The sequence below is a fragment of the Paenibacillus albiflavus genome (assembly GCF_004344915.1).
Taxonomy (GTDB): domain Bacteria; phylum Bacillota; class Bacilli; order Paenibacillales; family NBRC-103111; genus Paenibacillus_AM; species Paenibacillus_AM albiflavus.
Genome location: NZ_SKFG01000021.1, coordinates 31294 through 44636 on the forward strand (window position 1 = coordinate 31294; position 13343 = coordinate 44636).

10 protein-coding genes are annotated in these 13343 nt (G+C 41.1%); 3 read left to right on the forward strand and 7 right to left on the reverse strand.

The genetic code is table 11. The features are described from left to right. Positions 1–42 precede the first annotated feature (42 nt). From E0485_RS17830 to E0485_RS17855, 6 genes are all read right to left on the reverse strand, one after another. Positions 43–1854: a sensor histidine kinase gene (locus tag E0485_RS17830; protein ID WP_132419427.1), complete on the reverse strand. Its 1812-nt coding sequence runs from the start codon at positions 1852–1854 to the stop codon at positions 43–45. Positions 1855–1867: 13 nt separating this feature from the next. Next, entirely contained in the window at positions 1868–3445 is a 1578-nt protein-coding gene (locus E0485_RS17835) for a response regulator (RefSeq protein ID WP_132419428.1), read from the reverse strand. 35 nt (positions 3446–3480) lie between these two features. Further along, positions 3481–5151 carry an extracellular solute-binding protein gene (locus E0485_RS17840; protein ID WP_132419429.1) on the reverse strand — a complete coding sequence of 557 codons (1671 nt, stop codon included), beginning with the start codon at positions 5149–5151 and terminating at the stop codon, positions 3481–3483. Positions 5152–5299: 148 nt separating this feature from the next. Continuing rightward, on the reverse strand, positions 5300–6994 hold the full coding sequence (locus tag E0485_RS17845; protein ID WP_132419430.1) for a type 2 periplasmic-binding domain-containing protein: 1695 nt from the start codon (positions 6992–6994) through the stop codon (positions 5300–5302). 70 nt (positions 6995–7064) lie between these two features. Next, positions 7065–7961: a carbohydrate ABC transporter permease gene (locus E0485_RS17850; protein ID WP_132419431.1), complete on the reverse strand. Its 897-nt coding sequence runs from the start codon at positions 7959–7961 to the stop codon at positions 7065–7067. 40 nt (positions 7962–8001) lie between these two features. Further along, positions 8002–8979 (reverse strand): ABC transporter permease, encoded by a 978-nt coding sequence (locus E0485_RS17855; RefSeq protein ID WP_132419432.1) that lies wholly within the window; start codon positions 8977–8979, stop codon positions 8002–8004. A gap of 515 nt (positions 8980–9494) precedes the next feature. On the opposite strand from E0485_RS17855, the gene pepT reads away from it, so the two are divergent. Beyond that, entirely contained in the window at positions 9495–10730 is a 1236-nt protein-coding gene (gene pepT, locus E0485_RS17860; RefSeq protein ID WP_132419433.1) for a peptidase T, read from the forward strand. Between the two features lie 91 nt (positions 10731–10821). On the opposite strand, the gene E0485_RS17865 is transcribed toward pepT, so the two are convergent. Further along, positions 10822–11415: a TetR/AcrR family transcriptional regulator gene (locus tag E0485_RS17865; protein WP_132419434.1), complete on the reverse strand. Its 594-nt coding sequence runs from the start codon at positions 11413–11415 to the stop codon at positions 10822–10824. A 160-nt stretch (positions 11416–11575) separates the two neighbouring features. Between E0485_RS17865 and E0485_RS17870 the strand changes: the two genes are divergently transcribed. Further along, positions 11576–12463 (forward strand): ABC transporter ATP-binding protein, encoded by an 888-nt coding sequence (locus E0485_RS17870; RefSeq protein ID WP_132419435.1) that lies wholly within the window; start codon positions 11576–11578, stop codon positions 12461–12463. Continuing rightward, positions 12460–13266, forward strand: a complete 807-nt coding sequence (locus E0485_RS17875; protein WP_132419436.1) for an ABC transporter permease subunit — start codon at positions 12460–12462, stop codon at positions 13264–13266. The genes E0485_RS17870 and E0485_RS17875 overlap by 4 nt, the downstream gene beginning before the upstream one ends. Positions 13267–13343: the final 77 nt, after the last annotated feature.

Here is a 13343-nt window from a genome sequence, read left to right on the forward strand (position 1 = left end):
CTTTTGAAGGGCGGTTTATTATCGCTAATAGCACACAATGCACTAATTTAAATGATGATCCTGGAACAATTTACGTTTCTTTGCCGGAATTCGTATCCTTACCGAAGTACCCATCCCACGTCTGCTAACGATTGTAACGCCATAACTCACCCCATACTGCAGCTTTATGCGTTGATCAATGTTCCGGATCCCATGCCCTGTCTCGATTTCTATATTTGAGTCTAGAATCCGATCAATCTTAGCTTGCGGCATTCCCATTCCATCATCAATGATTTGATAAATAATATCGTCACCCTCCATACGGGCGACAATTCGAATATGGATGCGATCTCCACTCCATGCATGCTTAAGTACATTCTCTATGAAAGGCTGCACAATCAGCTTTATTGTTTCGTATGGCCAAATATTCACATCAATATCGAATTGCACTTCCATTCGATGACCATATTTTACCTTTTGAATACTTAAATAGGCATTGGATTGTTCAATTTCGGATGAGATAGGAATCATCGTCCGACCAGAATTTAGTGTTAATCGATAGAACTTGGCTAGCTCGACGACCATTCGCTGAAGCTTCTCATTCTCACCAAACTTGGCTAACCGATTAATTGAGGACAACGCATTGTACAGAAAATGCGGATTGATTTGCAACTGCAGCATTTCAAGCTCTGCTTCCTTCTTTTGGAGCTGTGTCAAATACACCTTGTTGATCAGATCCTCAACATCTTCCCCCATGCCATTCAAGGCTGTAGCGATCTGAGAGAACTCATCCTTGCCTCGATACGTAATTCTTTTCTGTAAATCTCCTTGACGAAATGCATTAAGCACCGAAACAAATTTCATGATCCGCTTGGCAAAATAACGAGAAATAAATATCCCTGCAAATGTAAATAGAATGAAACAGAGAATGCACATCGCAATAATAAAGGTTCGAACCTTCTTCGCTTCCTGATCGATTAAATTCGTAGGAACATGCGCAACAATCGTCCACCCCTGCTTATTCATCGATTCTTCAATCGTCATATAATTGCTAGCTTCCGCAACAACTAAACCATCGATGTTATTGGCTCCTTCATTCGTGCTGGAATCCTTGATGCTTCCCGATGAATAAATTACCCTTCCTGTCTTATCCTTAACGAGCACCATGCTACCATTGCCTAATTTTGTGAAATTGACACTCTCGAATAAATCCTGAAGGCGTACGCTAAACCGCATAATGCCGACTTCTTCAAGGTTTAAAGGATCATTAGTATCGACTAATCGCCTGATAAGCGAGATACGATCCTCTTTGCCATCCTGTTCGATTTGCTTCCATTCCATTGTCACGCTGTACTCTTCCTCTGGAAGCTCTTTATACCAATTCTTATTTTTGATCCTGCTTAAATGATAGATATCGTAAGTCTGCTCGGTTACTTCGGGTCCGCTGCGTTCATCCCGTGCTTGATAATATTCAGAAATCGAATCATTTTTGAAATAAATGGACAATCGTTGACTGAAGCCGATGGATCTAGTCGCGCTCTCTAGCTTCGGAATAATGACTTGAACCATGCGATAGTATTTCTCTTTGCCTTCCTCGCGAACTCGCAGAGTCTGAATCAAATTGTAATCATCATATAAAGAGGAAGAAATGCGCGTGATATCGTCCACCTTGTACGCAACGTTTTCTCGAATCTGCGACATCGTTCCTTGTATATTCATTCTCGTCTGCTTCCGCATGGATGTATCATAAATCATATGGGACACGTAACCATTCACTGACACCAGAATAATGATGAAAATCATATAGGATAGCATCAGCTTATAACCAATTGGAATGTACCCGAGCCTCTTGCGATTCTCTCGGACTAATTTCATAATTCTGCTCCCATCATTGCGCTTTCTTACGGTATTCTAACGGTGTCATTCCGTACTTATCCTTAAACTGTCTGCTAAAATAGGGGAGATATCGATAGCCTACCTGATCTGCAATTTCATAGATTTTGAGGCCCGGCTGCTTAAGCAATTCACAGGCACGCTCCATTCGAAGCTGCACAAGCAATTCATTGAACGTATAGCCTGACTTCTCCTTAATGAGAAACCCCATATAGCTTGGTGAAAAAGAAAAATGCTCCGCAAAATCCTTTAATGTAATATTCTCACTCATGCGATCTTTAATCGTTTTGACAACATTACGGATAAATTTGCTATTGGATGTATTCGATTTATTATGCAATCGCTCAGAAATGGCATATACATGATGCCTGAGCCAAGATCTGATATCATTGATCGTATCGAATTGCAGCAAGATATCCAGATTATGAAGCTCGATTCCTAATAGCTCAAACAGATCTTCTTCCATTGAGCTTAAATGCTGCTCAAGCTTCCATACGATATAGCTGGATAAATTATGTACAGTAAATTTGGAACGCAAATGACGAATGGATTGAAACAAATTCTCAAATTCATCATAGATACCTACCAAATCATATTCGGTCATCGCTTTAAGCAGCGCTTCCATCCGCAAATCAAGCGTACGCGCATCGAGCATCTCCGGATCGCAGCGAACCTCTTCATACTTGATTACCGCACCTTTGCCAATAAACATCTTCCCCTCGACCGCTTCTACCGCCTGTTGAAAAGAGGCATGAAGCTGTTCGATAGTATAGACAGGCTCTCCTAGTCCTGTCGTGATCGAAGCGGATAAATGTTCTTGGACCGATTCATATAACCGCTTCACGCATGGCTCAAGCTCTCGCTCCTCTACTAATAAAGCTATTCGCTGTGTATTTAGCTTACAATGCGGAATATTGCCATAGCTGAGCACAGCCTCATGCATCTGCTGCAAGAAAATTCGGGACATTTCCTGCTGTGTGCGATGATTCTCTGCAAGCTTCCATGCCAGCTTATCTAATTCCATCACGGCCACCCGAACAGGCCAATGCAAGGAATCAAGCCCATAGGACATAACAAGCTTTTTCCTTGCTTCGTGGTCAATATTCAATTCTCCCTCGAATAATCGTACGAGCATATCACGCTTGGCGATCGGAATCATTTGCTGATAAGCTTCCTCAACCTCCCGCTGCTTAAGAGCCTCATCCAAATCCTGTTTAACTTTGAGCAATGTTGCGACAAGTTCACTATCATCCATCGGCTTAAGTACATAATTATAAGCCTTAAGCGACAAAGCTTGCTGAACATAACTGAACTCTTGATACCCGCTAACAAAAATAATACGTATATCTGGCTTACATAGAAGCGCTGCCCGTGCAAGCTCCAGCCCAGACATATACGGCATATTCACATCGCTTACCAATATATCGATAGGCTGCTGCTCCATAATCTCGCAAGCAGACAGCGCATTATTTACCGTACCCTTAACTTCCATCCCCAGCTCAGACCACGGGATGAATTGACGCATCCCTTCCAAATCAAGCTCTTCATCATCTACTAATAAAACGTTATACATGGACTGTTCCTCCTAAATAGAAGTTAATGTGGTCCTTATTGCGAATTAAGCACATGTAAATTTGAATGCCATTTAGCTGTAATATAGTCCAAATATTGCCCAAACCCGATCGCCATCGATTCGTTATGCGCATTGTCCAGGATTTTGAAAACTTCCTCATCCGTCATCCCAAACATCGCATCTGCTCTAGCTTTAATCCAGATCTCCTTCACCCTTCGATAGATTAGCCCTTCTTGCGTATCCGGCATTGGATGCAGGTTAATGAATGGTGTTGCATCCCCTTGCGATTTCCAAGTCACCTTGCGCTGCCAATACGTTGACCAGTTCTGCTTTTCTTCCGGCAATGTTGCTTCATAGGCACTCTTGGTTTGGTCTATATATACTGTGTTGCCTACCCATATCATATCGCCAGATATCGATTGAATCTGAGCGAGACCAAGGGCTTCACTATATTTGCTTGTAAATCTAGGCGTAATGCCATCCTCATTAAATCCATCCCAATAGCCATCTGGCCCAGGTGGACCCCACATCTGAATAGCCGAGCCTTCAGGACCTGTCATCCAATCAAGCATGGCAAAAATAGCTTCAGGATTCTTGGCGTTGGTCGTGATTGTTGCTACATTCCATCCTAAAATATTGTAAGTACCTGGATAAATCCGACTTGGATCTAACCCCTTTTTGTATATCGGATCAATGAAGAAGTACCCATCGTCTGGATTCAACCTGGATAGCTCAGCATTTGCCATCACGGCCATTTTCATCGGATCAACACTGGCGAATATGGCAACCTTGCCATTCATTAGCTTATCAAATACTTGCTGTTCGCTTTGCGTTAATGCATCTTGTGTCATTAAGCCTTCTCGCATAAGCTTTGCCACATAAGCTGCTGATTCTCGAAATCCTTCATCTTTATAGATCGAAGTCATCTTATCGCCAGTTGTCACAGCATAATTTCGCGTAAAACTAAAATTATCTTCCTTGAACGCTGAGAATAGCTGATCGATACCATGTCCTTCTTTTGCAAGACCTGTTTCAAATGGGACTACATCTGGATAACTAATCTTCACTTGTCGTAAATAGTTATATAAATCATCGGTCGTCTGGAGCTTGGGTGAGCCCAGCTCTCGATATATCTTTTTGTTAACCACATATCCCGCATTGCCATTGGGTTGATTTGTATAATAATTCGGAAAATAATAAATTTTTCCATCCTCTGCACGCAGCAAATTCAACACCTTGGGTCCAGCCCATTTTTTGAGATTCGGATATTTGTCGATATAATCATCTAATGGAACAAGCAGACCTGCTTGACGCAATCGCTCCAAGTCGGAATCTCTTTGTCCCCATATAATGTCTGGCAGCTTCTTGCTAGCAATCATCTTCTGCAGCTTGTGTGCGCCATTACCTTCTGGACTAATCCCAGTTACGTGAATTTTCAGATGATCTTGAATCCACTTAGACGATGGATCAGCGCCCCACTTCGGCATATTGTAGTAGCTGTAATGGCCATAAAATGTTACATTCAGAGGTTCCTTCCCGAACTCATAAAATCCGCTGCCAGACGGGACACTTTCTTCGCTCGTCTCCTTAATTGGAACAGCTTCATTTGGAGTAATTTGGCTAATAGCATGACTACATGCTACTAGGATTAATATTGAAATCAGAAGTAAAACGAACAGAATGAGCTTTCTCCTCTCCCGATTCACTTGAATTACCCCCTAAATTCACTGTTTAGTATCGTCCACAGCCATTATATTACCAAATATTTGATGAACAGCCTACGCCAAAACTAGAAATAGAGATATCCCTTGATAGATTTTCTAATCCACCAAGGGGTATCTCTTGCTAATCGTCTTATTTTTTTCCTGCAATTTTCGCTTTATTTTCTTGCCATTTTTGTGTGCGATACTCTAGTATTTTGCCATAGCCTAATGCTTGAGCATCTTTCTCAGCCTTATCAAGAACTTGATCAACTTCCGCATCGCTCTTCGTATTGGTGATTACATTCGCGTATACTTGAAGGAAAAATTCATCAAAGCTCTTCTGCATAATACCTAACTCAGAATCTGGTGATGGGCTGATTTGAATGAATTCAGTTACGTCATATTGTGTCGGCCAAGTAATTGTACTTTGATAACGCGCGCTCCAGTTTTGTTTTTCAGGAGGAAGAGCGGCTTCCAATTTCATCTTGGCAGGATCGATATATCCTGTGTTACCCGCAAACATAATGGCATCATTCTCTTTTTGAAGCTTAGCCACTTCTTCCGCATTGTATTTGTCAGTGAAGTTAGGCTTGCCATCGGCATCAAAACCTTTCCAATACTCACCTTCAGGCCCAAAGAATTGTAGGTTCATACCTTCTGGACTTGTCATATAATCAAGGAAAGCAAAGATGGCTTCCGGATCCTTAGCTGCTGTTGTAATGTAGCTTGCATTCCAACCCAAGGTTGTGTACGTACCAGGATAGATTTTATTTTTGTCCAAACCAGCCTTATGAATCGGCCAAATCATAAAGTAACCAGCATTTGGATCATTCTTAGTTAGAACATTATGACCTTCCATGGCAAATACTGTTGGACTTGAGCTTGCATATACAGCAACTCTTCCCGCTAGAACTTTTTCTTTAACATTATCTTGCGTTTGCGTGAATGCATCCTGTGAAATCAACTTTTCTCTAAATAACTTTGAAAGATATTTATGTGCTTCACGGAAAACTGGATCTGTGAAGAGGGAAGTTAATTTATTGTCCTTTGGTACTCCACGAATATCTCTATTCAAGTAGGAATACAAAGTCCCTTCACCGAAAGCTGTATAAATTACGCCAAAGCCTTGAACGTTCTGACCCATATGCAGTTCAAGTGGAGTAATGGAATTGCCATACTTTTCTTTTACTTTCACTAAATAATCATATAAATCATCTGTAGTTTCTAGCTTTGGTGATCCTAACTCTTCATAGATTTTCTTGTTTACGACATATCCTGCATTACCAGCTGGACGCCCAGTGTACCAGTTAGGAAAGCGATACAGTTTACCGTCATCAGCACGCAAGAAGTTTAGATTGTCACCCATCCATGTTTTGAGATTCGGGTATTTATCTAAATAATCATCGTATGCAACAAGCTTGCCTTCTAAGCGTAATTTCTCAACCATTGGATCATCGCGTTGCGTCCAAATCATATCTGGCAAATCGTTGGAAGAAATCATAGTGCTAAGCTTTTGTTCATGAAGACCGTTTGCTGTGATCATTGTAATATCAACTTGCTTATTTTCCTTCAACCATTTACCTGCAGGTTTACTATCCCATTTAGGAAAGTCTATATCCCCATAATGGGAATATGCGGTGAAACTCAAAGGCTTGGCACCTAGTACCCATTTGTCACCAGCTTCTGCACCGGGACTGCTCGAAGGTGCTTTCGCTACTTTAGGTGTTTCTGAAGGTGCCGATGATGCACTGCCACCAGCATTGTTACTGCTGCAACCAGCTAGCAATGTTGACACTGCAAGAATAGTTGTAAAAGTCAGCAACGTTAGTTTCTTCTTTACTATCATGCTCCATATTACCCCTCTCATTATTAATTGCTATTTTCAAAGCGATAAACGCCTTAAAACAAGGTAACAACTACTCTTTTAGAGATCCAATCATTACACCTTTGACAAAATGTTTCTGCACAAATGGATATACGAGAACAATCGGAATCGTTACGACCATCATAATTGCCATCTGTAGAGACTTGGCTGTGACCGTTCGTGCAGACTCCAAAATGGCTAATGAGGCAGTGTCGAGAAGCGCTGACTGATCAGAAAGAACATTCGAATTCAAAGTTTGCCGTAATATCGTCTGAACCGGTATTAGGCTGTCACTCGTAATGTAAATACTTGCTAAAAACCAATCATTCCATTGCGCAACTGCAGTAAACAAGCTAAGAGTCGCAATGACCGGTCCTGATAATGGAAGTACAATTCGGAAAAAAATCCCCCAATTGCTGCAACCATCAATCTGAGCAGATTCTTCCAAACCAACAGGAAGACTCTTAAAGAAGGTACGAAATATAATCATATTCCACACACTTACTAATGAGGGAATAATGAAAACAAGGAATGAATTCATCAAACCTAAGGACCGATTCAGAAGAAAAGATGGAATTAATCCCCCGCTAAAATACATCGTAAAGATGAAGAATAACGTGTAAAACTTGCGTCCCATAAGATTGGGTCTAGTCAACCCATATGCTACAATCGCTGTTACAAGGATTGCGCTGATCGTACCGACCACAGTACGACTGATCGATATGAAGAAACCATTAAGGAGTCTTGTATCATTCAAAATAATCTGATAGTTTTCCAGCGTAAACTTTCTTGGCCAGAACGTTACACCACCTATTGCCGTGTCAGATCCTAAATTGAATGAAACGACTAAAGCGTTCCAAAAGGGATAAAGTGACGAGAAGGATAGCAGAATTAGAAAGACATATATGAATGCAACCATTACTCGATCGCTAAAGCCTAAACGTATCAAATCAGTCTGCCTCCCCATTCATATTGTTTATTTAGACACTCTACCATAGACTATTACCAGATCGGCGAGCAATGAAATTGGCTAGTGTAAGCAATGAAATACTAATCACAGCTCTGAACAGCCCCACCGCAGCGGCGTATGAATATCGCTGACTTCCTAGTCCTACACGGTAGACGTAGGTATCAAGAACATCGGATACTGGCCTTAATACAGGGTTGCTTGCGAGCAGCAAGATATCTTCAAAACCTGCACTTAGCAAACTACCGATTGCAAGAATCATAAAAATCGTAACGACAGGCATGATCGTAGGCAATGTAATCGTAAACATTTGTCTAAACTTACTAGCCCCATCCATATCTGCTGCCTCATACAAATGTGGATCAATTCCAGCAATCGCTGCCAAGAACACGATAGAATTAAAGCCAATATCTTTCCACACATTAGTTGAAACCAATATGGCCCAAAAATACTCTGGAATGGAGAGAAAATTAATCGGTTCGTCAATCGCTCCAATCTTCCCTAGTAAAATATTGATGCTTCCATTCTCAGTGGATAGCAAGCTCATGGTAAGGCCAGCAACGATAACCCAAGAAAAGAAATAAGGCAAATAGGTAATTGTCTGAACTGCCCTCTTAAAGACCATATGCCGCACTTCATTAAGCATAAGAGCTAATATAATCGGAGCGGGAAAACCTATCAGAAACTTCAGAAAACTGATAACGACCGTATTCCGCATAACCGTACCAAACTCTGGCGCATTAAAAAACATCGTAAAATGCTTGAAGCCAACCCATGGATTATTCCAAATTTTTGAACCAGTAAAAATACTGTAGTCCATGAACGCGGTCAGCAACCCGTACATAGGCAGGTATGAGAAAACAAATACGAGTAAAAGTCCAGGCCACACCATCATTTGAATGTCCCATTGCTTCAATAATCTTGAAGTGAAGCCTTTGCTTGCCTTTGGCTGCTTCTTGGGCTTTGTTTGATATGACTTCTCTGCTTGTGCTAACGACATGCTCATCCTCCCTAGTTTTCATGGTATTAAATTCTTATAAACTAAATTGGAGGCCTGATAGTCATCCAATTAACAGCCTGTCAACCGAGTTAAATTCACAACTCACTGATTAGTACATTTACATTCTACCTGTCACCCAAAAATCAAACTATATGACAAAAACGCGATTTTTTATACTTCGCCATGATATTTGTGCAACTATTTGCTGCAATTCGGTATAACGGGTTCAAGTCTCTGTTGAAATCGAATTCTTCTTAATTTATTTAATGGTAACAATATCGATTTCAAAGGAGACACGTAAACTTTGCCCCCCGCTATACCTACTTTCCGCAAAAGTTGCCTGGCAATTTCGGCTCAAAATAATAATCAGCGCTTGCCAAATAGCGAAAGCAGCTACGAGGGCGGATCGTTTCTGACGAAGCGTTAGAGTTTTGAGCAAAAATTCCAAAGAAGAATTTTATTAGGCAGGAGTCTATATTATAATGAATCTATACATTCATAAGGAGTGATCAAAGTTGAAGGATAAACTAATCGAACGTTTGGTTCGGTACGCTAAAATTGATACGCAATCTAATGAGGATAGCGAGACATGTCCAACTACGGAAGGACAGCTAGTATTAGCGAATATGCTCGTGGAAGAATTAAAGCAAATTGGAATGGAAGAAGTTACGATCGATGAGAATGGCTATGTCATGGCAACTCTTCCATCCAATTCGGACAAGCAAGTCCCAACAATCGGCTTCTTAGCGCATGTAGATACGGCAACGGATTTCACGGGTACGAATGTGCAGCCTCAAGTGATTGACAGCTTTGATGGCAATGACATTGTGCTTAATGAAGCCTTGGGTGTTGTACTCACGAACAAGGAATTTCCGGAGCTTCATAAATACAAAGGCCATACTCTGATCACAACAAATGGTACAACGCTGCTTGGGGCTGATGACAAAGCGGGTATTGCGGAGATTATGACAGCAATGGAGTACCTGATTCAGCATCCTGAAATTAAACATGGTCGTGTACGCGTTGCGTTCACACCAGATGAAGAGATCGGTCGCGGACCTAGCAGATTCGATGTTGCGGCATTCGATGCTACATATGCGTATACGATGGATGGCGGTCCGCTTGGTGAGCTTGAATATGAGAGCTTCAACGCTGCTGCTGCTAAGATCACCATTAAAGGCTCCAATGTACACCCAGGATATGCTAAAAACAAAATGATTAGCTCCATGAAAATTGCGATGAAGCTGCATGCAGAGCTTCCAGAAGAAAAAGCTCCTGAATTAACGAAAGGCTATGAGGGCTTCTACCACCTGCTATCGATCAATGGTGATGTTGAACAAACCAAAATGTACTACATTATCCGTGATCATAGCCGTGAGAAATTCGAAGCGAAGAAAGCAAATATCGAACGCATTGTCGAGGAATACAAGAAGAAATATGGTGAATCTCGTCTTGAGCTTAATCTATATGATCAATACTACAACATGCGGGATAAGATTGAGCCTGTAATTGAAATTGTTGATATCGCTAGTGATGCTATGCGTTCTCTTAATATCGAGCCTATTATCAAGCCAATCCGCGGTGGGACAGACGGTTCTCAGCTATCCTATATGGGTCTGCCGACACCTAATATCTTCGGCGGCGGAGAGAACTTCCATAGTAAGTTCGAGTATGTCTCCGTCGATAACATGCAGAAGGCTGCACAAGTCATCATTGAAATCGTTCAAAGATTCGAGCGCCAAGGCAAATAAGCATTCGTGCTTTCCAGCATAAAGGGGTGCCAAGAAAGTCATCATTAATCATGACTTCTTGGTACCCCTTTTGTAGCTTTTATCCATTTCATTATGGCTTACCACATATTCCGTAGAAGAGCATATGAACCATGCCTTCAAAAAATGCATCCATATCTCCGCTTTGCTCTGCAAGTCCCAGCATCATTTCGTACTGATTCATATACAATTGAATAAGAGCAAGTACATTTGCAGTTGTAACATCATCTGAAATTTCGCCGCTATTTTTGCCTTCTTCAATCATTTGAGTAATGATCGGAATTTTCTTGTTCTGATATTGCACTTCAACATATTTTGCTAGCTCATGATCATTTAATAACATCTCTTTGATGAGGCGAGGTGGAAATTCCTTAAAGGATTCCTTCTCAAGAAAGAGGATATATTCAATTCGCTCTTTCAGCAAACGTTCCTCATTCATATAATCCTCAAAGTCTAGCAGCGCCTTATCCACATAGCTGATAAACGCTTCCCTAAGCAGCAACTCCTTACTACCAAAATAATTATAAATCGTCACCTGCGACACATTCGCTGTTTTGGAAATATCCGCAATGCGAATTCGCTTTGGATCCGATGTTCGCAGCATTTCCAACGTCGTTCTCATAATTTTCGTTTTGATGCTTTTCGCTCTTTTTTCAAAACCGTTCATAGCCGTGTCCACCCTACTCATAGATAGTTATGAAATTAATGAAATCATTTAGTTAAAATATTTCAAAATATCGTTGACGAAAATTTGGTTCAGGTATATTATAACATATGAAATATATAGCTCATAATATTTCATTTTTTTCATTCCCGGAGGTGTAGGTATGTTAACCGTGCAGCAATTGACGAAGACATTTTCGAATGGCAAAGGGATTTTCGATGTATCCTTTTCGGTGGAAAAAGGGGAAGTTTTTGGTTTCTTAGGTCCCAATGGCGCGGGTAAATCAACGACTATACGTCATATCATGGGTTTCATGAAGCCCGATCAAGGTTATGTTGAGGTTAATGGACTGAACACTTGGGAGACGCAGGGCAAGATCCAATCCTTCATGGGTTATCTACCTGGGGAAATCGCGTTTATCGAAGGTATGACGGGCAAGGCATTTCTTGATTTCATGTCGGATATGCATAAGATCAAAGATTTGTCTAAACGTAATAGCTTAATCAACCGATTCCAATTCGATGTCAATGTGCCAATTCGTAAAATGTCCAAGGGAATGAAGCAGAAGGTCGGAATTGTCGCTACATTCATGCATGACCCTGAGGTGTATATTCTAGATGAACCAACATCCGGTCTTGACCCTCTCATGCAGAAAGTATTTATCGAGCTTGTACTTGAAGAGAAAGCCCGAGGCAAAACATTCCTGTTATCTTCACACAGCTTCCCAGAAATCGAACGTACCTGCGACAGGGCTGCGATTATTAAGGATGGCAAGATCCTTGCGATTAACAATATCCATGAGCTTCAATCCATGCAGCGCAAGCTATTCGATGTTATTTTCGAGAACCAGGCTGACGCAGATGCATTCCGTCACGCTGGCTTACAAATTGTTTCCTATGAAGGGAACCTGGTCAGGGTTGCGATCCAAGGCAATTATAATCAATTCATAGAAGAGACAGCCAAATATAACATACGGAATATTGATATTTTTACCCAAAATCTTGAGGATATCTTCATGAATTACTATGATCGGGAGGGAATATCACAATGAATATGACTTTATATAAGCAGATGATGAAAGTTAACCTGAAGGGATTCATGAACTATTCACTTGGTTCCGCCTTCTATATCCTTCTCATGTTCTGGTTATATCCGGGTATTGCCCAGAACGCCAAAGCAATCGACTCCGTTGTTCAATCGATGCCTGAAGGGATCGGAAGAGCATTCGGTCTTAACGGTTTTGGTACTGCGGAAGCATTTATCTCAGGGGAATACTACGGATTAATTCTTGTTCTTATTCTTTCTATTGTATGTGTCCAGTTATCCACTCAGCTCATGGCTAAACTAGTAGATCAAGGCTCGATGGCCTATCTATTGTCTAGCCCAACGACAAGAGTCAAGATTGCCTTGACGCAAGCGCTCGTTATGACAACCGGACTGTTCTTGATCATTGCCATTACAACTGTAGCAGGTCTTGCTGGTAATGCATGGTTTCTAGAAGGATTTGAGTTTGACACGACCAGTTTTATTCAGATGAATATCTCTGCGTTTCTGCTATTCTTTGCAGTCGGAGGAATTACATTCTTGATATCCTCTCTCGCAAATGATGAAAAGAAAGCATTAGGTATTGCAGGCTTTATTACATTCGGATTCTTCAGTCTAGATTTAATTGGTAAACTCAGTACGAAGCTTGATTGGATGAAAAGCATCACGCTCTTCACCCTTTATAAACCTGGTGATATTATTAACGGGAAGGCGGATCTTCTCACATCGTATACTGTTTTATTAGCGATTGGTCTCGTATCGATTGCGCTTGCCATTATTTTATTCCGTAAGCGTGATTTGCCACTGTAAATAAATAACCCTCATTTCAGATCTGAAGTGACCCTTAGAATGGGCATTGAATAAACCACTGGTTTATCCGATGATTT